The organism is Actinomadura mexicana, assembly GCF_900188105.1.
Classification (GTDB): domain Bacteria; phylum Actinomycetota; class Actinomycetes; order Streptosporangiales; family Streptosporangiaceae; genus Spirillospora; species Spirillospora mexicana.
Genome location: NZ_FZNP01000012.1, coordinates 22098 through 43956 on the forward strand (window position 1 = coordinate 22098; position 21859 = coordinate 43956).

The following is a 21859-nucleotide window of genomic DNA, read 5'->3' on the forward strand; positions in this document are numbered from 1 at the left end:
CGGGGACACGCCCGGAAGGTGGGAGATCTCGTGACCGCCGACAGCAAGCCGTTCCTGCGGGTCGTCCGCGGCGACCCGGGTCCGGAGGAGGTCGCGGCGCTCGTCGCCGTGCTGACCGCCCGCGCCGGGGCGGCCGCCGCGTCCCGGGACGGCGCGGCCCCGCCCGCGCCGTCGCGCTGGGCCGACCGCTCCCGGCTCGTCCGCGCCGCGCTCGCGGACGGGCCGATGCCGCGGGGGCCGGGCGCGTGGAGGGCGAGCGGCCTGCCGCGCTGACGCCCGACGCGGGCCTCGCCGGGCCGCCCCGCGACATGTAACCGTGGTTCGCACCCGGCGGGGCGCTCCGCACGAATAGGGTGGAAGGCCATGGCCACCTCGGAGTACGTCCCACAGCCAGCGCGATATGCGATCTTCGTCGACGCGGGGTACCTCTACGCGGCCTCCGGGGCCCTGCTGCTCGGTTGCGGATCCCGACGGGAGTACCGGGTCGCCGCCGAGAAGCTGATCAAGGCGCTGACCGACCACGCCGACGAGCAGCGGCGCGGCGAGCTGCTGCGGGTGTACTGGTTCGACGCCGCGCCGAAGCGCCAGCCGACCGTCGACCAGCGGGTGATCGCCAACCTGCCGCTGGTGAAGCTGCGCCTCGGCAACCTGAACGCGCAGGGCCAGCAGAAGGGCGTGGACGCCCAGCTGCGCGCCGACCTGGAGGCCCTGGCCCGGCACCGCGCGATCACCGACGCGGTGCTGCTGGCCGGCGACGAGGACATGCTGCCCGCCGTGGAGGCCGCGCAGCGCTACGGCGTCCGCGTGCACCTGTGGGGCGTGGAGCCGACGCACGGCTCCAACCAGGCCGAGTGGCTGGTGTGGGAGTCCGACACGGTCGAGGTGCTGCCCGCCGAGTTCCTGCGCCCGTACTTCACCAAGGCCAAGGTGCTGCCGGCGCCCGCGCCCGGCTCCGCCGCCGCGGTCCGCGACGCCGCGGCCGCCGCGCAGCGCGCCAACCCCGTCCCGTCGCCGTCGCAGGTGTTCGCGGGACGTCCCCCGTCGGTCAAGCCGACGCCCGCCGCGGCCCGCGCGGCCGTCCCGGTGCCGGGCGCCGCCACGCCCGCGACGGTGGCCGCGTCGCTGAACTCCGCCACGGCCGCGCCGTCCGACGGCAAGCTCGGCCCCGACCGCGACCACATGCTGGAGATCGGCGAGCACGTCGCGCAGAAGTGGATCTTCGAGCGGGGCCGGGACAACATCCGCGACCTGCTCCCCGGCCCGATCCTGCCGCCCGTCATCGACAAGGAGCTGCTGATCGAGGCGGAGAAGGAGCTCGGCGGTTCGCTGCGCCCCTACCAGGAGGCCCGCACCTGGCTGCGGGACGGCTTCTGGGAGCGCGTCTACCGCGAGTTCGGCATAGGCATCGGCAAGTCCGTCTAGCCGATACCGCGATACCGCCGCCGCCCGGAACACGTTTGGCAATGCGCCGGATACCGAGCGTCGTCCCTAGGTAAGGTCCCCGCCGTGATTGGGGGAGACCGAGCATGCAACCTCACAAGGGACGATCACGGGCCGCCGCGCTGCCGCTCGCCGCGGCCCTCGCGCTGACCGGCCTGGCCGGATGCGAGTCGCCCGTCCCCTTCTACCGGCCCGGGGAGGGCTCCCCGGACGACCCGGTCGTCGGGCTCGGCGGGCCCGCGCCCTACCTGCCGGCGCACCCGGGCGGAGCCGCTCCGCGCGCGTCCGAGTCCGGGCCGCCCGTAGCGCCCGCGGGCGACCGCGTCTACGCCGCCACCGGCCCCGGCATGCTCGCCCCGGCGGCGCGCGGGCTGCCGCCGCGGCTGTACGTGCCGAACGGCCCCTACATCGACGTCCTCGACCCCGCCGGGCTCCGGCTCGTCGGCCGGTTCCGCACCGGGGCGACGGTGTCGCAGGTGGCGCCCTCGTGGGATCTGCGGCGGCTGTGGGCCACCGACCGCGCGAACGGCCTGCTCGTCCCGCTCGGGCCGCGCAGCGGGAGACGGGGCGGCCCGGTCGGGGTCACCGCGCCGACCCGGCTCTACTTCACCCCCGACGGGCACGACGCGCTGGTCCTGGCGCGCCGTCCGGACCGGATCGACCTGCGCGACCCGCGCACCATGGCGCCGCGGGCGTCGGCGCCCCTGCCGTGCGCGGCCGGCCACGCCGACTTCACCCCCGACGGCGCGTCCATGGTGGCCACGTGCACCGCCGCCGGCCTGCTCGCCCGCGTCGACCTGGCGGGCCGCGCCGTGTCCGGCACGGTCCGGCTGCCGGACGGGGCGCGGCCCGGCGACCTGCGGCTCTCCCCCGACGGGTCCGCCTTCTACGTCGCGGACGCCCGCCACGGCGGGGTGTGGCTGGTGGACGCCCGGCGGTTCGCCCTGCTGGGGTTCGTCCGGACGGGGCCCGGCGCCCGCGGCCTGGCGATCAGCCGGGACGCGGGCCGGCTCTTCGTCGTGGGCGGCGGCGCCGTCACCGCGGTCGAGTTCGGATCGCGGCGGGTCGCGGCGCGCTGGCCGCTGCCCGGCGGCGGATCACCGGCGCCGGGCGGGGTGTCCTCGGACGGGACGGTGCTGTGGCTCGCCGACCCCGCCGGGCTCGTCTACGCCGTCTCGACCCGGACCGGGCGCCTGGTCCGGTCCGTCCGGGTCGGCGGGCGCCCGGCGGGGCTCTGCGTGCACCCCCAGCCCGGCCGCTACTCGCTCGGCGGCACCGGCCTGTACCGCTAGCGGGATCCGACGTGGTGCCAGTCGGGGAGCAGCTCCTCGACGAGCGCCTCCGTCTCGGGCTGGAGCCCGTCGAACAGCGGGTCCCGGCCGACGCGGCCGCGCAGCTCGTCCACGGCCACCTGGACCTGTGCGACGTCGCCGGTCGCGTGGGTGGCGCGGAGCAGGTCGCGCCACAGGCCCTCGTCCTCGGGAGCGAGCCGCAGGCCGGCGCGGGCCGCGCCGACCGCGCCGCGCGGGTCGCCCTCCTCCAGCCGCAGCACCACGAGGCGGTGCGCGACGTCGATGACCCGCGCGGGCGCCTCGAACTCCAGGTCGTGGTCGGCGAGCCAGACGTAGCGGCCGCGCGGCCGGTCGGCGAGGAGCGGGCCGCGGACGAGGTCCAGCGCGTACGCCATGTAGGCGGTCTCGGACGCGGGCTCGGCGGCGGACCGCCAGATCAGCCAGCGGAACACGTTCAGGTCGACGCGCACCTCGGAGCCGAGCCGGATCCGGCCCCGGTCGTCGTAGTACAGGTTGGGGCGGCCGCGGGCGTCGCGGCCGAGCCAGTCCGACACGCGGGCCACGCACGCGTCGCGGACCCCGGCGCTGACGCCGCGCGGCCAGACCGCGCCCGACAGCACCGTCGGATGGACGCCCTCCGGGTGCGCCGCGAGGTACACCAGCAGCTCCGTGCACAGCTCGCGGCGGGACTCGTCCATCGGCCCCGGCGCCTCGACCTCGATGGGGCCGAGAAGCCGGACCTCCACCGACGACTCCTGCGCGGTCGGCGGCTCCTCGCCGCCGGCGAGGCCGGGCAGCTCCACCGGCTCCAGCCGCGCGGCCGTCCGGAACAGCTCGAACACGCCGCGGTAGTCGTCGTCGCCCACCATCTGCGCCTCGACGTCGAAGCCGAGCACGCCGGCCTGCAGGCGACCGGCGGCGTCGACGTCCCACGTCCAGGTGGCGCCCTGCACGTCGCCGGGGACGAGGTAGCCGGCGGCCATCCGGGTGCCGGTGCGGGCCAGCGCGACGAGCCGGTCCGCCTCCCGCTCCGGAGGCTGGTCCGCCATGATCAGGTAGTGCGGCATCCACGCCTCGCCGAACACGCCGCGGCAGCGCCCGGTGAGCACCGAGTCGACGCCGGACGCGGCGAGCGCCTGCCGGACCTCCTCGCTGCGCGCCTCCAGCTCGGGCAGCGCGTCCTCCAGCGTCGGGACGGACCGGACGCGGTCGGGTGCGATCTCCCTCAGGCCCTCGCCGAGTTCGGCGTCGAACCCGACGAGCGTGATCCGCATGTGGTCGGACCAGCGGTTGGTGGCCAGCTCCAGCGCGACCGCCGACAGCACGGCGCGGCGGGTGTCCTCGGGCCCGCGCAGTGCGATCAGGCCGTGCGCGGCCTCCAGGTCGACGAGGATGCGGCCGTTGTCGTTCGTGCCGACCGAGACCAGGCCGGGGTAGGGGGCGAGGACGTCGACGAGGTCGGAGGCCTCCAGGCCCGGCAGCGCGTCGGCGCTCAGCCGCCACACCTGCCCGTCGTCGAACGCCTGCCAGGGCGCGGGCGGGTTCCGGTCGGCGGGCGCGATCCACAGGTCGAGGCTGCCGCGCCCGAGGTGCACGCCGTAGATGGTCGGCAGGGCGCGCCCGCCCGCCGCCATCGACTTGGACATGTGCCGCAGCCCGAGGTCGAGCAGCCGCGCCGCGTCGTCGTCGGCACCGATCCGCAGCGCGCGCTCCGCCTCGACCGCCGCCCCCTCGGGCCGGACGATCATGTGCCCGAACGCGCGGTTCCACATCTGGGTACGGCGCCGCCGGCCGAGCGCGCCGAGCAGCCCGGCGGCGAGCAGCGACGCCGCCGCGAGGCCGTGCGGCCAGCTCACGTCGAACGCGCCGGCGGTCTCGCCCGAGGGCCTCTCCGGCCCGCCGTCGTGCGCGGGCGGCTGCGCGGTCTCTGATCTCTCCTGCGCGGGCGCCTTCGGCTCGGTGTGCTGCGGCGCCGGGGTCTGCGGGGCCGACGGCCGCGGGGCGGCCGGCGGAGCCTGCGAGGCGGGCGGCTGCGTCGGCGGCGCCTCGTGCGCGGGCGGCTGGTGCGCGGGCGGCGTCTGCTGGGCCGGCGGTGTCCGCTGCGGCGGCGCTGTCTGCTGCGGCGGTGTCTGCTGCTTGGGCGGCGTCTGCTGCGCCGGCGGGGTGGGCTTCGGCGCCGTGGGCGGCGCCGGGCTCGGCTTGGCGGGCGCGTCGGGGACGGCGTGCCCGTGCTTGAAGTAGTCGTGGAGGTCCTTGGTGGGGATGACCTGCGCGTGCTTGGCGTCCGCGGGCATCTCCAGGATCCAGCCGGGACGGATCAGGCTCGCGATCGTCAGGCGCGTCCCGTCCGGCTGGATGTGGCCCTTGTTGAGGGAGTAGACCTCGTTGTAGCGGCGGCCCTCGCCGAGGCACTTCTCGGCGATCTCCCACAGGGACTCGTGGTGCCGGCCCTCCGGCGGGTGCACCCGGTAGATCTTGGTGGTGGCGGCCTTCTCCGTCGGATGCGCGGCGAGGTTCTCGGCGGCCGGGGCGGCGGCCGGACGCTCCGGCGCCTCGGGGATCCGGTGGAACTCCTGCGACTGCGGCTGCATCTGCACGGCGGGCGGACGCTGGGCCAGCCCGCCGCCGGCGAGCGCCGGCATGATCGCCGTGGTGGCGGTGAACAGCAGCAGCGCGGCCACGACGAGCCGGTGCACGAGCGACTGCGTCCCGCCCGCGAGCGGCACCCGGGCGGGGACGCCGACGCCGCGGATCCCCGCGTACACCTCGACGACCACGCACGCCGCCAGCTGGATCCAGGCCAGCCACACCAGCACCACGAGGATCGCGATGAGCGAGCCCGGCCCCACCTTGTGCGTGAGGTCGGACGCCGACGGCACGTGGTCCGGCAGCGGCGACCCGAAGATCGTCAGCAGCGCGAACGGGACGCCGGCCATCAGCGCGGCGAGCAGGACGAGCGCCCCGATCCCGGCCAGCACGTCGCCCGTGCTGCGCCGCCTTCCCACCCGGACGGGTGTCCTGCGCCCCTGCCGCGTCACCATCGCGCCCCTGCCGTTCTCCGGTCCCTGGACGTCGTCCTCATGGTAGATCTGTTCTCGCCGATGCTCACGGGTTGGCTCCTCCCGGTCCGCCCGTAACGGGGCGGGCGGTCGCGCTGGAGGTCAGCTGGAACTCGCCGAAGCCCGGGATGATCCCGAGCAGCTGGGGCCGGACGCTGATCCGCACGCTGACGGCGACCTCCTGCTCGCTGGCGTCGCACTGCGACCCGGTCACCTGGTCGCTGTAGGAGGCCAGCAGGTCGCACGCCGCCGCGCGGGCCCTGCCCGGGTCCAGGACGGGTTCGCCGGTCCGCCGCAGGGCGTCGGTGTCGATCTGGTTCGCCCCCGCGCGGGCGGCCTGCTCGGCCATGTCCGCGGCGCGCTGCCGGGCGTGGATGGCGAGACCGCCGTCCACGAGCAGCCCGGCCAGCAGGATGACCACGGGGGTGAACAGCACCGTGTACATCGCGATCGTGCCCCGGTCGCGGCCGTCGCCCGCGGCCGGTGCTCCCCGCGCGGCCCGGGCTCCCCGCGCGGTGCGCGATCTCGTCATGGCGCGTCCTCCGGCGGCTCGCCGTCGGTCCCGCGGAAGGTGAAGGTGTCGACGGGCGCGATCGCCCGGCCCTGGAGCCGCTTGCTGCCGGGCAGCCCGATGAACGCCAGGTCGCCGAGGTCGACGTCGCAGGTGATGGTCACGCCGACGCTGCCGCCCGGCCCCCAGCGCGACACGTCGGTCCGCACGGAGGGACCGCCCGAGCACCAGGCGGTGCCGCGCAGCCCGGCGGACGCCGTGTCGGCGGCGAGGCTCTGCGCGGCTCCCGCGCTGCGGGCGATGGACGCGGCGCGGGCGGCGTCGCGGGCTGCGCCGTCCACCTGGCTCTTGGCGTCCACCATCCGCCCCGCGCCCGCGAGGAACAGCAGGAAAGCGACGAAGATGGGCGTGACGAGGACCATCTCCAGGGACATGGAACCGCCGTCGGCGGCGGGACGCGGCACGCGGGCGCTCATCGGCCGGCTCCCCGCTGGCAGGCCGTCCCGGAACCGGCGTCGGGACGGAAGCACTCGATCGGGCCCTGCGAGCGCTGCGACACGTGGAACGACATGAACGGGACGACCTGGACGGCCTCACCGCTGACCTCGACCCAGCGCTCGTCGTCGTCCTCTCCCGCCCTGACCTGGAGTCCGCTGAGCAGGTCGGGGCCGATCTCGCGCACGCTGCCGCTCGCCTTCGCGGTCGCCGCGCCCTCCCAGCCGCCGCCGACCGGGGAGGTGCGCGCGACGCGGGCGCCCGACTGCGCCGCCGCGAGGGCGACATGCCGGGCGTGGAAGACCATGGCGAACTGCACCGCGACGAGCATCATCAGGATGAGGACCGGGGTGAGCAGCGCCCACTCCATCGACGAAGCACCCGCGTCTGAGGAGACGCCGGGTTCCCTGGGCCGCACGGCGGTCAGCCCGTGTTGATGCTGTTGGCCTTGTCCTGGATCTTCTTCTGGATCACCGCCCCGATCGTGATCGCGATCAGCGCGAGGATCGCGGTGATGATCGCCCATTCGATCGCGGACGCGCCGCGGCACCGCTCCTCCTCGTCTCGCAACCGCGCCAGGCGGGTGCCGAGCAGGGCGCGCAAGTAGACGACGGCCGGGTCGTTCAGGGGATTGAGCGGACTCATCGTGACACCTCCAGGGGGCGTTGGGCGGGGACGGTTCGCGGTCATGAGGCCAGCACCCGCATCAGGGCCGGATAGGCGAGGAAGATCAGGAAGCCGGCGCACAGGAACAGCTGCGCGATGAGCATCGACTGGGAGCGCTCGCCCGCCTTGCCCTCCAGGTCCGACAGCTCGCGGCTGCGCATCGACGCGGCACGGGCGGCGAGGGACTTGCGGACCTGGGCGCCGTCGTCGGAGACCAGCGCGAGCGCGCCGGCGAGGTCGCGCAGCTCGGCGATGTCGACCTCCTCGCCCAGCCCGCCGAGCGCCTGCCAGGGGGTCTGGCCGGTGATGCGGGCGCTGGACAGGGCGTCGCGGATGCGGTGCATGGCCCAGCCCTCGCCGACGTTCGAGGCGGTCATCAGCGCCTCGGGGACGCCGCGGCCGCCCGCGAGGTTCATCGAGACCAGGTCGAGGAACGCCCCGACGACATGCCGGAAGTCCTGCCGGCGCGACTGCGCCTCCTGCCGGAGCTGCATGTCGGGGAAGAAGAAGAACAGGACGGCGAACAGCACGCAGATCCACACCGGGACGGCGACGGACGAGCCGAGCCCGAGCAGCGTGAAGTAGGCGACGATCAGCGGGATGAACAGCAGCGCGGCGGCGGGCAGCAGGAACTTCGTGGCGAGGAACGCCTCCAGCGACCGCTCGGTGATCGCCAGATCGGCGCGGACGGACCGCAGCCGCCAGCCGCGCGCCTCGCAGACCCGCGCCAGCTCCCGTCCGATCTTCGCCCGCGTCCCGCCGACCCGCTCCAGCGTCGGCGAGGCCGTCCCGGCCCGCTGCGCCTCCAGGTCGCGGCGGCGGGCGGCGTCGAGCGCCGCCATCCGCGCGGCGAGGCCGGGACGGGACGGGAACAGCGCCCGGACGAGCACGTACAGGCCGAAGCCGACGACGGCGCCGGCGATCATCGCGCCGTTCACGGGGCGCCACCGCCCTCGGCGGTGCGGCCCTGCCAGCCCGCGACGGTGCTCGGCACCTCGCCGGGCACGCCGGGCTGGGCGGCGGCGCGCGGCTCGCTGAGGAACCGCCCGGGCATCTCGTACCGCGACAGGCGGCGCAGCCACAGGAACGCGGCGCCGTACAGGGCGACGACGATGCACAGGACGAGCTGCCCGAGCACGTCGTCGTACGGCTCGACGTAGGAGTGGTTGAACACGGCGAGCGCCAGGGCCGTCCCGACGGAGACGGCGACGACGATCCGGACGCTGCGCCGGGTCGCGCGGCGGTCGGCCTCCACGCGGCGCCGCATGTCCAGCTCGGCGCGGGCCGAGTTCGCCAGGGCGCCGAGCATGTCGCGCAGCCCCGGGCCGCGCAGCTTGGCGTTCAGGATCAGGGCGGCGATCACCAGGTCGGCGGACGGGTCGTCCAGGTCGTCGGCGAACCGGCGCAGCGCCTCCGGCATCGGGACGCGGGTGTGCAGCCGGTCGACGAGGTTGCGCAGCGGCTGCTGGAGGGCGGGCGCGGCGGCGCGCTGCGAGGCGGGGATGGCCTGCTCCAGCCCGACGGCGCCCGCGATGGTGTCGCGGAGCGACTCCGTCCACGCGGCGAGGGCCTCCAGCCGCGCCATGCCCCTGCGCTCCTCGGCGGCGCCGCCCGCCAGGCCGTTCCAGGCGAGGACGAGCGCGCCGGTGCCGGCGGCGGCGATCGGCCAGCGCGTCACGATCAGCACGAGGGCGCCGACGGCGACGGCGACGGCGGTGCGGGTGGTGAGGGTGCGGATCAGGTCCTCGCGGCTGCGGCCGCGGGCGGGGCCGCGGCGCGGCGGCAGCCCGCGCATCGCGACGATCAGCAGCAGGAGGCCGCCGCCGACCGCGGCGCCGGCGACGACGGCGAGCAGCGTGTCCGGCGCGTACATCACCCACCACCCCCGCGCGTCACCAGGCACCCCCGACGGCCGGGTCGTAGCCGTGCTCGACGAGGTCGGCGATGCACGCGATCGGCGCGGCGGGAACGGCGTATCCGGCGGGCCCGAGCGCGAACACCTCCGAGGACAGGACGCGCCCGTCCACGCCGGTGACCTCCCGGACGCTGGCCACGTAGCGGCGCAGCCGCCCGCCGGAGGCGTACTCGTTGCGCTTCTCGATGAACACGACGAAGTCGATCGCGCCCGCGATCAGCATGTGGGTCGCCTCGACCGGCAGCCGCTCCTCCGCCTGGATCGCGTACGTGGCGACGCGGTTGAACACCTCCGCCGAGGAGTTGGCGTGGATCGTCGACAGCGACCCGTCGTTGCCCTGCGTCATCGCGTTCAGCATCGTGACGATCTCGTCGCCGAGCACCTCGCCGACGATCACCCGGGACGGGTTCATCCGCAGCGACCGGCGGACCAGCTCGGCCATCGAGATCGCGCCCTGGCCCTCGGAGTTCGGCAGCCGCTGCTCGAACGCCACGCAGTTCGGGTGCAGCTCGGGGAACGCGTCGAGGCCGAGTTCGAGGGCGCGCTCGACGGTGATCAGCCGCTCGTGCGGCGGGATCTCGTTGGCGACGGCGCGCAGCAGCGTCGTCTTCCCCGCGTTGGTCGCGCCCGCGATCATGATGTTCTTGCGGGCGTGCACGGCGGCGCGGAAGAACTGCCCGACCTCCTGCGTGATCGTGCCGTTGCCGACCAGGTCGGCGAGGAACACCTTGCCGAGGCGGGCGCGGCGGATCGACAGCGCGGGGCGGACGGTCACGTCCATCACCGCCGACAGCCGCGACCCGTCCGGGAGGCGCAGGTCCAGCTGCGGGTTCGCGGTGTCGAACGGGCGCGAGGACAGCCCGCTGTAGGCGGCCAGGATCTGGATCAGCTCGACCAGTTCCTCGTCGCTCTCGGCGACCGGCTCGCCCATCGCCTCGCGGCCGTCGGCGTAGCCGAGGAACACGCGGTCGCAGCCGTTGATGTCGATGTTCTCGACCTCGGGGTCCTCCAGCAGGGGCTGGAGCCGGCCGACGCCGAACAGGGCCGCGTGCACGCCGGCGGCGAGGGCCTCCTCCTCTTCGGCGTTGGGCGGCCGGCGCCCCGAGGTGATCTCGCCGCGCGCGTACTCCTCCAGCACCTGGCCGATCAGGGCGCGGGCGAACTGCCGCTCGTCCTCGCCGGACATCGACGGGAGCCCGTTGGCGGCGTCCAGCCTGCGCTGCCGGGCCAGCCGGTCGCCGACCTCCTGGCGGAGACGTTTGACCAGAGCGTGGTCCATCTAGCGCCTCCCCTCCTCGGGCCCGCCGCCCGCGGGCACGTGCGGCGCCTGCAGCGGGGGCGGGTGCGGACCGGGCGGCTGCTCGGCCGGTCCCGGCGGGGACGGGACGTCCTCCCGCGCGGGCGGCGTGGCGGGGTGCCCGGCGGGAGGCATGGCGGAGGGCATGGCGGAGGGCGCGGCGGGCAGGCGCCCGGTCAGGTCGGCCGCGACCTCGCGCGCCGACCGGATGAGCAGCGAGCGGTCCAGCCGTCCGCCCCAGCTGCCGGACAGCAGGTCGGCGCCCTTCGGGTCGAGGGCCAGGCCGCCGAGGACGGTGACGTCCGGCGGCGGGGGTCCCTGCGCGGCGTCGGGGGCGCGGCCGCGCACGCCCGCGAGGATCCGGTCGACCTCGGCGATGGAGCCGCGGAAGTCGCGCGGGTCGGCGAGCACCAGCACGCCGACGGGCGGCCCGCCGCGCAGCTCCGCGGTCAGCGCGGCGACGCGCTCGCGCAGGTGGGCGACCTGCTCCAGGGTGGCCCTGGTGAGCAGGACGACGAGGTCGGCCTCGTGCATCAGGTCGATCAGCGGGTTGGCCGCGCCGAGCCGCCCGCAGTCGGCGATCACGTCGACCGGGGCGAGGCCGGCGAACGCCCGGCCGAGCGGCCCCCACAGCCACGTCATCGCCTGCGCCTGCTCGGCGTTGGTGACGCCGACGAGCACGTCGAGACCGCCGACGAGCCGCTGGCAGTGCTCGGCGACCTGGTCGGGGCGCAGCCCGCGGCGGGCCGTGGCGGCGAGGCTGAGCAGCCCGCGCGAGGGGTTGAGCATGCCGCCGTCGGCGTCGCCGTCCGGCTGGGCGGAGGGCAGCCGGTAGACCAGGTCGCCGCCCGCCTGGTCGCACTCGGCGACCAGCACGGGGCGGGGCCACACGGCGCCGAGCGCGACCGCCGCGGTCGTGACGCCCGGCGCCCCCTTGTCGGCCGCCAGCGCGATGAGTGCCACCGTCAGTTACCGCCCGTGCCTGGGCCCGGGGTGCCGGTGCCGGTGCCGGTGCCGGGGACGGGCTGGACGCCGTCGCCGCCGTCCGGCCCCTCGGGCGCCGCGGGCGGCACCGAGACGTTCGTACCGGGCGGGATCAGCGCGAGCGCGACCGTCCCGGCGGAGGCCGCCTGCGTCACCCGCGCCGCGTCCGCCGGGAGCACGGCGACGTCGACGCTCGTCTGCTCCGAGCGCAGCCGCGTCGGGCCGCCGCCGTCCCCGCCGCCGACGTTCAGCACGACCGCGTCCCGCGCGAGGACGGTCCCGGCGCGCGGCCCGCCGCCCGTCCCGCCGCCGACCGCGAACAGGGTGACGTGCGCGCCGCGCGAGACGTCGCCGGAGGGCATCTGGCCCGGCTTGAGCGCGAGTCCGACGACGAGCCGCCCGCTGGCGGGCGCGTCGGCCGGGCTGATCATGGAGTTGGTCAGCAGCGCGCCCCTCACCAGCGGGACGGCCGCGAAGTACCGGTTCACCTTCGCCCGCTCGGACCACTTGAGGTACTGGATGCCGGTGTCGCCGATCTGCACCTCTTCGAGGGCGTTCGCCGGGATCCGCTGCCCGGCCGCGACCGGCTGGGCGATCCGGATGGCCGACACCCGCTCACCGCTGGCCATCACGAGGTAGGCGCTGGCGAGGGCGCCGCCGAGGATCAGCAGCACCGCGAGCGCGGCGAGCGCCGGTTTGCGCTCGCGCGACGACGCGGGGAGCCGCTGCCCTCCCGAGGTGCCGAGCCCCGACCGCCCGAGTCCCGTCCCGCCGGACGAGCCCGCCGCGCCGCCGCCGGAGATGGTCGACTGGTTGGCCTTCATCGCGCTGCCCACGCGCTCCTTTCCGCCCTGACGCGCCCCGTCCCACCGGAGTCCGCGCCTTCGAGCGATCCATGCTCGCGGGGGCGGAGAGGCCGCGTCAATGGATTCGCGGGAGCCAAGCGCCTCCATATCCGAGCAGAAGGCGATGACCTGCGAATTCACGGATCACATGACTACTTACCACCAGTCACATCCGTCACTGACCCCCGGGCCGGACGGTCCGGAAGGCCCGCCGGGTCACGGCTCCAGGCCGACGAGGCGTGCGAGCAGCGTCATCGTGTGGTCGAAATAGGCGGCTCGTTCCTCGATCACGTTGTTGTACTGGCCGAACAATTCGAAGCTGACGGTCCCGTACAAAGCGGCCCACGCGGTGAACGCCCTCGCCATGACGTCGTCGGGGACGTCCATGGGGAGCATCGCGCGTGCGCGGGCCATGTCCTCGGCGATGGCCGGCGGCGGTGGCGGGCAGGGCCCGGCGGGGTCGAGCGCACCGGCCGCATGCGCCTCGGAGACGATCCGGGACATGACGACGGTGTCGCGCATGGCGGCGGGGACGGTGTCCTCCGGGGCCTTGTAGCCGGGCACCGGCGACCCGTAGAGCAGGGCGTACTCGTGCGGGTGCGCGAGGGCCCACTCCCGGACGGCCCTGCACACGGCGAGCCAGCGGCCGCCGTGGCGTTCCGCCCCGGCCTCCGCGTCGGCGCGCTCGACGGCCTCGCCGACCGCGTTGTAGCCGTCGATGATCAGCGCGGTCAGCAGGTCGTCGCGGCTCGGGAAGTACCGGTAGATCGCCGACGACACCATGCCCATCTCGCGGGCGACCGCGCGCAGCGACAGCCCCGCGGCGCCCTCGGTGGCGAGCTGCCGCCGCGCGATCTCGGTGATCTCCCGGACGAGCTCCGCCCGGACCCGCTCGCGCGCCGTCTGCCCCGCGCCCATGCCCACCTCCTCGGGGACGGTCTCCGGCCGCCCCTTCGCCCTGCCCTTCTTCCGAAGGTTAGCAGAGCACCGCGCTCGTTCAAGAGCGACGAGCTACTTCGAGAGCACTGCTCTTGACAACACCGCTCATCAGAGATGAGCATTGCTCTCGAAACAGAGCACCGAACACAGGGGAGAGGGCCATGGGCAAGCACGTGATCGTCGGAGCCGGGCAGGTCGGGAGGCACCTCGCCGAACTGCTGACCGGGCGGGGGCACGACGTCGCCGTCGTGACGCGGTCCGGGTCGGGCCCGGACGGGGTCGAGCGGATCGCGGCGGACGTCGCCGACCGGGAGCGCCTCACCCGGATCGCCCAGGGGGCCGACGCGCTCTACAACTGCGTCAACCCGCAGTACCACCGGTGGGCGCAGGACTGGCCGCCGATGGCCGCGTCCTTCCTCGGGACCGCCGAGGACACCGGGGCCGTTCTCGTGACGCTGAGCTGCCTGTACGGGTACGGGCCGGTGGACGGGCCGATGACCGAGGACCTGCCCCTCGCCGCGACCGGCACCAAGGGGCGGGTGCGGGCGAAGATGTGGAAGGACGCCCTCGCCGCGCACGAGGCGGGCCGCGCCAGGGTCACCGAACTGCGCGGATCCGACTACTACGGACCGCGCAGCACCGACCAGGCGTACATCGGCGAGACGCGGTTCGTGAAGCCGCTGCTGGCGGGAAAGCGCGTCCTGTACTTCAGCGACCCGTCCGTCCCGCACGCGTGGACGTACCTGCCGGACGTCGCGGAGGCCCTCGCCGTCGCCGGGACCGACGAGCGCGCCTGGGGACGGCCCTGGCACGTCCCCACCGGCCCGGCGGTGTCCACGGACGAGGTCGGCGAGCGGCTGTGCGAGATCGCGGGGGCGCCGGCGCCGCGCATCCACGAGGTGCCCCGCGCGGTCTTCCACGCGGCCGGGTTCTTCACGCCGATGCTCCGGGAGTTGCGGGAGACCCGGTACCAGTTCGACAAGCCCTACATCCTGGACTCTTCGGCGTTCGAGTCGACTTTCGGGATGGCTCCGACGCCACTGGACGACGCCCTGAAGACAGTCGTGTCGGCTTCCCGGATGGCGGAGGGGGCGGGTAATTAAGCTAGGCCCGGTTGTCCCGAGGACGTCGGAGGGTTCGGATGCGGATCTCGTTCACGGCGCTGACCGGCGAAGGCCCCCGCGACGTCGTGCTGAACCTCGACCCCGAGGCCACCGTCGACGGCGTCGCCCAGACGCTGGCCGCCACGCTGGACGGCCGTCCCGCGGTCCCCGCGCCGCGCTTCTCCAAGGACGCGCTGCTGTCCAGGGGCGCCCGCAAGGCCCTCTGGATGGACGGCCGGATGCTCGACCCGCAGGCGCTCGCCGTGAAGGAGCTGCGGGACGGCGCCGTCGTGGCGGTCGAGCGGCGCGGCGCCGCCGCCACCGTGCTGACCGAGCCGACCGGGCTGGTCGAGGTGCGCGTCGTCGGCGGCCCCGCGGCCGGGTCCGTGCACCGGCTGGGGCTCGGCGTCTGCACGATCGGGTCCGGGCACGACGTCGACGTGGTGCTGGACGACCCGTCCGTCCCGGCCCGGTCCCTGCGGCTCACGGTCGAGCGCGCGGCCGTCCAGGTCGAGGCGTCCGCCCTGACGATGCAGGGGGCGGCCGTGCTGGACGGGACGCCCCTGGGCGCGAGGACGGCGTGGCCGATGGGCGCGCTGCTGACGGTGGGGGCCAGCGTGCTGTCCCTCGCGCCGTGCGCCGCCCCCGACACCCATCTGGAGCCGCTGCCGGAGGGCGGCCTCGCGTTCAACCGGCCGCCGCGGCTGAACCGGCCGCAGCGGGCGCGGACGCTGGAGGTCCCGCGGCGTCCCGAGCGCAACCCGCGCGAGCGGCTCCGGCTCTTCGGCGCGCTGCTGTTCTCGGCGTTCGGACTCGCCATGGCGTTCGGGCTCGGCCAGTGGTGGTGGGCGCTGTTCGCGCTGGCCTGGCCCGTGATGACGCTCGGCGAGTGGCTCGGCGACCGGATGCACGGCCGCAAGTCCTACAAGAAGTCGCTGAAGGAGTACCACCGCAAGGCGGGCGAGTTCGACGGCGAGCTGGAGCGGCTGCGGCGCGAGGACGAGGCCGAGCGCCGCGCGCTGCACCCCGACCCCGCCGAGGTCCTGCTCACCGCGACGGGCCCGCGGCGCCGCCTGTGGGAACGCCGCCGCGACGACCCCGACGTCCTCCACCTGCGGGTGGGCCTCGCCGACCTGCCCGCCCGCATCGAGCTGACCGGGGACGCCGGGTCGGCGGGAGGCCGCGGGGGCGAGCGGGAGGGGCACGAGGAGCCGTCCTCCGGGCACGCGGTCCGGGTCCCGAAGGCCCGGCAGGTTCCCGTGGTGCTGCCCCTCACCGAGCTCGGCGTCATCGGGCTGACCGGGCCCCGGCACGCGTCGCGCGCCCTGGCCCGCTGGATGGTCGCGCAGGCCGCCGCGCTGCACAGCCCCCGCGACCTGGCCGTCGTCGTGCTGTCCGCGGACCAGAACGCCGGGCACGAGTGGAACTGGGTGCGCTGGCTGCCGCACTGCGCGCCGCGCGAGGGCGAGGACTGCGTGGCCCTCGTCGGCACCGACCCCGAGTCGGCGGCGCACCGGGTCACCGAACTGGCGATCCGGGTGACCGAGCGGCGGCGGGCCGCGCAGGCCGAGTCGTCGTTCCTCGGGCACGGCGCCCGGCCGGCCGACGGCGCGCCGTACAACATCCTGATCGTCCTGGACGGAGCCCGCGCGCTGCGCCGCATCCCGGGGATGCCGATGCTGCTGTCGCGCGGCGCCGAGTTCGGGCTCTACGCCATCTGCCTGGACGACGAGGAGCGGATGCTCCCCGAGGAGTGCAGCGCCGTCGCCGCCTGGGACACGCAGCGGCACTCGACGGTGCTGCTCCGCGGCCAAGGCCTGGACGTCATCGGCCCCGTCCTGGCCGACCAGGTGTCCGCGACCTGGACCGACCGGGTGTCTCGCGCGCTGGCCCCCGTCCGGGACGTCTCCCGTGAGGACGCCGAGGACTCGCTCCCCGCCGACGTGCGGCTCCTGGACGTCCTCGACATGCCGGAGCCCACGGCCGAGCACGTCCTCCAGTCGTGGAGCAGGACGGGCGGGCGGACGACCCGCGTCCCCATCGGCCTCGCCTCGGGCGGCCGCTACGAGATCGACCTGCGCGTGGACGGCCCCCACGGCCTCATCGCCGGGACCACGGGCGCGGGCAAGTCGGAGCTGCTCCAGACCCTCATCGCCTCCCTCGCCGTGGCGAACCGCCCCGACGAGATGACGTTCGTCCTCATCGACTACAAGGGCGGCGCGGCGTTCAAGGACTGCGCGAACCTCCCCCACACCGTCGGCATGGTCACCGACCTGGACGGCCACGCCACCGAGCGCGCCCTGGAGTCGCTCGCCGCCGAGCTCCGCCGCCGCGAGGAGATCCTGCTCGGCGCGGGCGCCAAGGACATCGACGACTACGACGACCTGCGCCCGGCCGATCCGGGGCTGCCGGCCATGCCGCGGCTCGTCCTCGTGATCGACGAGTTCGCCGCCATGGTCACCGAGCTGCCCGACTTCGTCGCCGGCCTGGTCGACATCGGCCGCCGGGGCCGCTCCCTCGGCGTCCACCTGATCCTCGCGACGCAGCGTCCCGCCGGGGTCGTGACCGCCGACATCCGCGCCAACACCAACCTGCGCATCGCGCTGCGCGTCACCGACCCCGACGAGTCCGCCGACGTCCTGGACTCCCCGGACGCGGCGCAGATCTCCAAGTCCACGCCCGGGCGCTGCTACGTCCGCTCCGGGGTGTCGTCGCCGCAGGCCGTCCAGTCGGCGCGGATCGGGGGCCGCCGCGCCGGGGCCGGAGCCGGGTCCGGCGGTCCGACCGTCCACCCGCTGCCGTGGCAGGGCCTCGGCCATCCGCTGCCCGCGCCGCGCGAGGCGTCCGACGACGCGGTGCTCGCCACCGACCTCGGCGTGCTGGTCCAGGCGGTCGACGAGGCCGCCCGCCGCGCCGGGATCGCCCGGCAGCCGTCGCCGTGGCTGAGCCCGCTGCCCGAGCGGGTCGCGCTGGCGCCCCGCACCGCCGCGGGCGGCTCCGTCGTGGACGTGCCGCCGGTCCCGTTCGGCGTCACGGACCTGCCCGCCGTCCAGTCCCGCGAAGAGCTGACGCTCGACCTCGCGGCCGGCGGCCACCTCTACATCGCCGGGTCCGCGCAGTCGGGCCGCTCCACGGCGCTGCGCACGATCGCCGGGTCCCTCGCGGGCGCCTGCTCCCCCTACGACGCCCACCTGTACGCCGTCGACTGCGGCGCGAACGCGCTGCTCCCGCTGGTCTCCCTGCCGCACTGCGGCGCCGTCGTCACCCGCGACCAGCTCGACCGCTGCGAGCGGCTCCTCACCGCGCTCACCGCCGAGGTCGCCCGCCGCCAGCAGGTGCTCGCCGAGGCGGGGTTCTCCTCGCTGGCCGAGCAGCGCGCCGCCGTCGCCGCCACCGACCGCCTCCCGTGGATGGTCCTGCTCCTCGACCGCTGGGAGGGCTTCCTCGGCGCGTTCGAGCACTACGACTACGGGCGCCTGGTGGACCAGGTCGTCCGGCTGCTGCGCGAGGGCGCCGCGGCCGGCCTGCGCGCCGTGTTCAGCGGAGACCGCTCCGGTCTCGGCGGCCAGGTCTCCACCGTCTTCGACCGCCGCCTCATCCTGCGCATGGCCGACCCGAACGACTACGGGTACGGCGGCCTGCAGGACAGGCAGGTCCCGGCCGAGATGCCGCCCGGCCGCGCCCTGGAACCCGCCGGGCCCGGCGCGCCGCCCCGCGAGTCGCAGATCGCGCTCCTCGGGGACGACGCGTCCGGCGCGGCCCAGGTCGCGGCCCTGCAGGAGATCGCCCGCACCTGCGTGTCACGCTACGGGCGGCTACCGCGCCGCAGAGGCCCCCTGCACGTGGACGAGCTGCCCGTCCGCGTCACCTACCGGGAGGCGATGTCGCTCGACCCGGAGTTCCTGGCCCCGTCGGCGCTGTGGGCGCTGGTGGGCGTCGGCGGCGACACGCTCGCCCCCGTCGGGATCGACCTGCTCAACGAGGGCCCGGGGTTCGCCGTCGCCGGGCCGCCCCGCTCGGGCCGCTCGACGACGCTGCGGACGATCGTCCAGTCGCTGCTCGACCCCGCGGTCGGCGGGGGGCTCGTCCCGGTCGTCCTGGTCACCCCGCGCCGCTCCCCGCTTCGCCTGCTGTCGGGCCGGCCCGGCGTGCTCGGCGTGCTGACCTCCGACGCCGACGCCGGCGACCTGGAACGCGCGATCGGCGACGAGCACCGGTACGCCGTGGTCGTGGACGACGCCGAACTCCTGGACGAGACCGAGCTGGACGAGGCCCTGGGCGGCGTCCTGCGCACCGCCCGCGACGGGGAGCACGCCGTCGTCATCGGCGGCACCACCGACGATCTGGGCCGCGGCTACCGGGGCTTCCTGTCCGACACCCGGCGCTCCCGGTCGGGCGTCCTGCTGTCGGTGGACTCGCCGGACGACGGCGACCTGTTCGGCCTCCGCCTGCCCCGCAACGCCCCGCTGGGCGGGCCCACCGGCCGCGGCCTGTTCGTCGCCGCGGGCGCCACCACCCGGATCCAGGTGGCGCTTCCCCCTCCGGTCAGCGCCGACTGATCGCGCCCGGCCTCCGCCGGGGAAAGGCCGGGCGAGGAACCTGTGCCGACCACACCGGCCGGAGAATTCCGGCCGGAGAGCATCGGGCGAAGAAAAAGGCGGGTCCCGGCCTCGGGGGGATGGGCCGGGACCCGCGGTTCGGGGAGGGTCAGCGCGTGGCCGCCTCGATGTTCTGCTGGGACCGGCGGATGTCCTGGCTGCCCTGTTCGAGGGCGACGGCCATCTTGTCGAAGGCGGTCTTGGCCTCGGCCCAGGACGCGCGGAAGCGGTCGGCCCCGGGGCCCCACCAGGCCGCGCTGCTGCTCACGGTGCGGCCGTTGAGGTCCTTGATGAGGGCGTCGAGGTTGCGGGAGTGCTTGCTGAAGATGCGGGACAGTTCTTCTAGCTCGCCCAGGTTGGCGCCGCGCTTGTCACCCATCGCCCCGGCCCTTTCCTCGCTGATCGTGGAACGTTTCCAGCCGCTACCGCAGGAATGGCGCCAGCCTACGCCCCACCGATCACATCCAGCCAGCGGCCACTGGCGGATCTCCCGTCGAAACGGCCACATTCCCACCATCCCGGCCTGTCCGGATGTGGCCAGCAAGGCCATGACCGCATGGCTTGTGACGAGCATCATTACTGCCCGTCAAGGGAGTTTCAGAGCGGTTCCCAAGCCCGAATGGGCGATCGCGGCGGTAAAGGCGAAACGGCGCGTCAGCGGCTCTCGCCGACCGGGTCGTTCACCGGGTGGGCCCCCGGGTCCAGGACGCGCTCGCCGACCATGGTGATCTGCTCGCCGGTCGCGCGGAAGTCGAACCGGCGCCGCACCGACTGGGTGACCTTCCCGCGGCCCCCGCTGCCGTAGCGCATCTCGGTGTGCTCCACCGCCTCCAGCGTGATGCGGTCACCCGTGCGGACGGCGCGGCCCCCGTCCAGGCGGGTGCGGGCGCCGGTATAGGCGGGGCCGCCCTCGACGGGGGCGCGGTTGCGGGTCTCCAACTCCCGGACGGCCCTCTCCTGCGACCGCTCCAGCGAGGGTGAGATCCGCACGCCGAGCACCTCCGTGGGCGCGGCGCGGCGGTCCCGGCCGCCCCTCTGGACGAGGGCCTGGGAGCGGCGCTCCAGGTAGGAGTTCGCGGCGACGGTGAGCTGGCGGGTGACGTAGTCCTCCACCACGGGGGTCGCCCCGCGCACGCCGGACGAGGGCGCCAGCAGGCAGGCGGCCAGGGCGAGCGCCAGTCCGGCCCGGGGCCACGGGCGAGCCATCGGCCTCTCCCGCTGATCAAAAGGCTGGTAGGTCCGAGCCGACATTACACGGCCGGGCCCCGGGCGGAACGCCGGTTCAGTCCACTTCGCTCTCCAGTGCGGCGACGCGTGAGCGGGCCTGCGCCATCGCCTCGTGGTAGTGCTCCTCCCATTCCGGATCGGCGTCCGGAATGGCGGCGACCGTCTGGCGGCCGATCTCCGCGAGCACGTCCCCGGCGCCGCCGCGGGAGACCCGCCGGACGACGACCGTGGTGACGCCGCCGGACGACTCGGTGTGCGGCTCCCACCGGGCGCCGCCCTCCAGCCGCGCCCGGCCGCGCGACGACCGGTCGGAGAGCCCGTAGAGCAGCAGGACGACCACCACGGCCGGCACCGCCAGCGCCACCAGAACGATCAGGAACCGCACGACCGCCTCCTCGCCGTCCGCGTCCGGCGCCGCCCCGGCGCCTACCTGCCCCGCAGGAGCGAGCCGTTGGGGTTGCCGGGCGCGTAGACCGTGATGCCCTGCGGGAGGGCCTTCAGCTCCTCGATCCTCGCGCAGGTCGGGCATTTGTTGTACCCGTCCTGGCGGGCCTTGTTGGCCGCGGCCTCCGCCTTGGCCGAGGCGACCTTCGCCTGGGCCTCGCTGATCTGCGCGAACGCGGCCTGCGCGCGGTCCACCGCGTCCTGCACCTTGGACGGCAGCGTGATCCGCACCAGGTTGAAGTGGATGTTGGTGACGAACTTGCCGCCGAGCGTCTGCTCCAGGTCCGCCGCCAGGCTCGTGTTGATCGCGGTCTGCACCTTGGCGATGTTCCCGTTGTTGCTCTGCGCCTGCTGCCCCGCGCTCTGGACGTTCCTCGGCGCGGAGGAGTTCTGCACGAGGGCGCAGGAGGAGACGAGCTCGGCGCAGCGGAAGCTGTTGATCTGGCTGCGCAGGTCGTTGTCTATCACCGGCCGGACGATCTGGTCGAGGAACGCCGACCATCCCTTGTCGCCGTCGTAGACGTTGTAGGTGTCGCCGCCCGCGCTGCGGAACTTGCGGGTGCCGTACTTGTCGTCGAACTGCCTGAGGGCCTGGTGGTCCTGGTTGAGCGTGAAGTACAGCGTCCCCTCGATGCCCATGTTGACGCCGTCCGAGCTCGGCACGGTGACGACGTCCACGCCGGACTCGTCGCCCTTCCCGGCGTCCGAGGTGATCGTGTAGAAGCGCTGCTGGGCGGGGTACTTGTGGACCTGCGAGTAGAGCCCGACCCAGACGCGGCCGGATCCGGGGTCGATGACCTGCCGGATCCTGTTGTTGTCGAAGAACCCGCCGTTGCGGACGACGGCGATCTCGCCGCCGCCGGTGCGCTCGAAGCCGCCGAACAGCGCGCTCAGCACCGGCCATCCCACGACGACCAGCAGCACGGCGGCGACGATGGCGGTGCGCCGGCTGGGCGCCCTCACCCCGGAGCGCCGGGACGCACCGGCCTCCCTGGCTGCGGACGTCTTCTTCTCGGCCACGATGGCTCCTCTCACACCCGCACG

Annotated in this window: 20 protein-coding genes; 5 read left to right on the forward strand and 15 right to left on the reverse strand. The window is 75.1% G+C overall.

The window, feature by feature from the left end; all coding sequences use genetic code 11:
• Positions 1-30: 30 nt before the first annotated feature.
• The 3 genes from CHC11_RS27755 to CHC11_RS27765 all read left to right on the forward strand — a co-directional run bounded on the left by CHC11_RS27755 (position 31) and on the right by CHC11_RS27765 (position 2732).
• On the forward strand, positions 31-273 hold the full coding sequence (locus tag CHC11_RS27755; RefSeq protein WP_089314793.1) for an acyl-CoA carboxylase subunit epsilon: 243 nt from the start codon (positions 31-33) through the stop codon (positions 271-273).
• A gap of 90 nt (positions 274-363) precedes the next feature.
• A complete protein-coding gene (locus CHC11_RS27760; RefSeq protein WP_089314794.1) occupies positions 364-1422 on the forward strand; it encodes an NYN domain-containing protein in 1059 nt (352 codons plus the stop codon).
• Positions 1423-1526: 104 nt separating this feature from the next.
• Positions 1527-2732 (forward strand): YncE family protein, encoded by a 1206-nt coding sequence (locus CHC11_RS27765; RefSeq protein ID WP_089314795.1) that lies wholly within the window; start codon positions 1527-1529, stop codon positions 2730-2732.
• Here CHC11_RS27765 and CHC11_RS27770 read toward each other — a convergent pair.
• From CHC11_RS27770 to CHC11_RS27820, 11 genes are all read right to left on the reverse strand, one after another.
• The gene (locus CHC11_RS27770) at positions 2729-5773 is read right to left on the reverse strand and encodes a bacterial transcriptional activator domain-containing protein (RefSeq protein ID WP_089314796.1); all 3045 of its coding nucleotides are present in this window, start codon (positions 5771-5773) and stop codon (positions 2729-2731) included. The genes CHC11_RS27765 and CHC11_RS27770 overlap by 4 nt on opposite strands.
• Before the next feature lie 64 nt (positions 5774-5837).
• On the reverse strand, positions 5838-6323 hold the full coding sequence (locus CHC11_RS27775; protein ID WP_245919859.1) for a TadE/TadG family type IV pilus assembly protein: 486 nt from the start codon (positions 6321-6323) through the stop codon (positions 5838-5840).
• Entirely contained in the window at positions 6320-6778 is a 459-nt protein-coding gene (locus tag CHC11_RS27780; protein WP_245919861.1) for a TadE family protein, read from the reverse strand. Before CHC11_RS27780 ends, CHC11_RS27775 begins: the two co-directional genes overlap by 4 nt.
• Positions 6775-7167, reverse strand: coding sequence for a TadE family protein (locus tag CHC11_RS27785; protein WP_245919863.1), 393 nt, complete (start codon positions 7165-7167; stop codon positions 6775-6777). The genes CHC11_RS27780 and CHC11_RS27785 overlap by 4 nt, the downstream gene beginning before the upstream one ends.
• Positions 7168-7220: 53 nt before the next feature.
• Positions 7221-7442: a Flp family type IVb pilin gene (locus CHC11_RS27790; protein ID WP_089314798.1), complete on the reverse strand. Its 222-nt coding sequence runs from the start codon at positions 7440-7442 to the stop codon at positions 7221-7223.
• Between the two features lie 41 nt (positions 7443-7483).
• Positions 7484-8401, reverse strand: a complete 918-nt coding sequence (locus CHC11_RS27795; RefSeq protein ID WP_089314799.1) for a type II secretion system F family protein — start codon at positions 8399-8401, stop codon at positions 7484-7486.
• Complete coding sequence (locus tag CHC11_RS27800; RefSeq protein ID WP_089314800.1) at positions 8398-9336, reverse strand: type II secretion system F family protein; 939 nt, start codon at positions 9334-9336, stop codon at positions 8398-8400. The genes CHC11_RS27795 and CHC11_RS27800 overlap by 4 nt, the downstream gene beginning before the upstream one ends.
• A gap of 19 nt (positions 9337-9355) precedes the next feature.
• On the reverse strand, positions 9356-10657 hold the full coding sequence (locus CHC11_RS27805) for a TadA family conjugal transfer-associated ATPase (RefSeq protein ID WP_089314801.1): 1302 nt from the start codon (positions 10655-10657) through the stop codon (positions 9356-9358).
• Entirely contained in the window at positions 10658-11638 is a 981-nt protein-coding gene (locus tag CHC11_RS27810; RefSeq protein ID WP_245919865.1) for a hypothetical protein, read from the reverse strand. It lies immediately after the preceding gene.
• Between the two features lie 2 nt (positions 11639-11640).
• Positions 11641-12495 carry a CpaB family protein gene (locus CHC11_RS27815; RefSeq protein WP_089314802.1) on the reverse strand — a complete coding sequence of 285 codons (855 nt, stop codon included), beginning with the start codon at positions 12493-12495 and terminating at the stop codon, positions 11641-11643.
• A 225-nt stretch (positions 12496-12720) separates the two neighbouring features.
• Positions 12721-13422, reverse strand: a complete 702-nt coding sequence (locus CHC11_RS27820) for a TetR/AcrR family transcriptional regulator (RefSeq protein ID WP_089314803.1) — start codon at positions 13420-13422, stop codon at positions 12721-12723.
• Between the two features lie 182 nt (positions 13423-13604).
• Between CHC11_RS27820 and CHC11_RS27825 the strand changes: the two genes are divergently transcribed.
• Positions 13605-14546 (forward strand): NAD-dependent epimerase/dehydratase family protein, encoded by a 942-nt coding sequence (locus CHC11_RS27825; RefSeq protein WP_089314804.1) that lies wholly within the window; start codon positions 13605-13607, stop codon positions 14544-14546.
• 38 nt (positions 14547-14584) lie between these two features.
• Positions 14585-19105, forward strand: coding sequence for a type VII secretion EssC family protein (locus CHC11_RS27830; RefSeq protein WP_089314805.1), 4521 nt, complete (start codon positions 14585-14587; stop codon positions 19103-19105).
• A gap of 148 nt (positions 19106-19253) precedes the next feature.
• Here the strand turns inward: CHC11_RS27830 and CHC11_RS27835 are convergent, their stop codons facing one another.
• The 4 genes from CHC11_RS27835 to CHC11_RS27850 form a co-directional block, all read right to left on the reverse strand.
• A complete protein-coding gene (locus CHC11_RS27835; protein WP_089314806.1) occupies positions 19254-19523 on the reverse strand; it encodes a WXG100 family type VII secretion target in 270 nt (89 codons plus the stop codon).
• A gap of 275 nt (positions 19524-19798) precedes the next feature.
• The gene (locus CHC11_RS27840) at positions 19799-20350 is read right to left on the reverse strand and encodes a hypothetical protein (RefSeq protein WP_089314807.1); all 552 of its coding nucleotides are present in this window, start codon (positions 20348-20350) and stop codon (positions 19799-19801) included.
• A 76-nt stretch (positions 20351-20426) separates the two neighbouring features.
• Positions 20427-20756, reverse strand: coding sequence for a hypothetical protein (locus CHC11_RS27845; protein WP_089314808.1), 330 nt, complete (start codon positions 20754-20756; stop codon positions 20427-20429).
• A 41-nt stretch (positions 20757-20797) separates the two neighbouring features.
• Positions 20798-21835: an SPFH domain-containing protein gene (locus CHC11_RS27850; RefSeq protein ID WP_245919866.1), complete on the reverse strand. Its 1038-nt coding sequence runs from the start codon at positions 21833-21835 to the stop codon at positions 20798-20800.
• Positions 21836-21859: the final 24 nt, after the last annotated feature.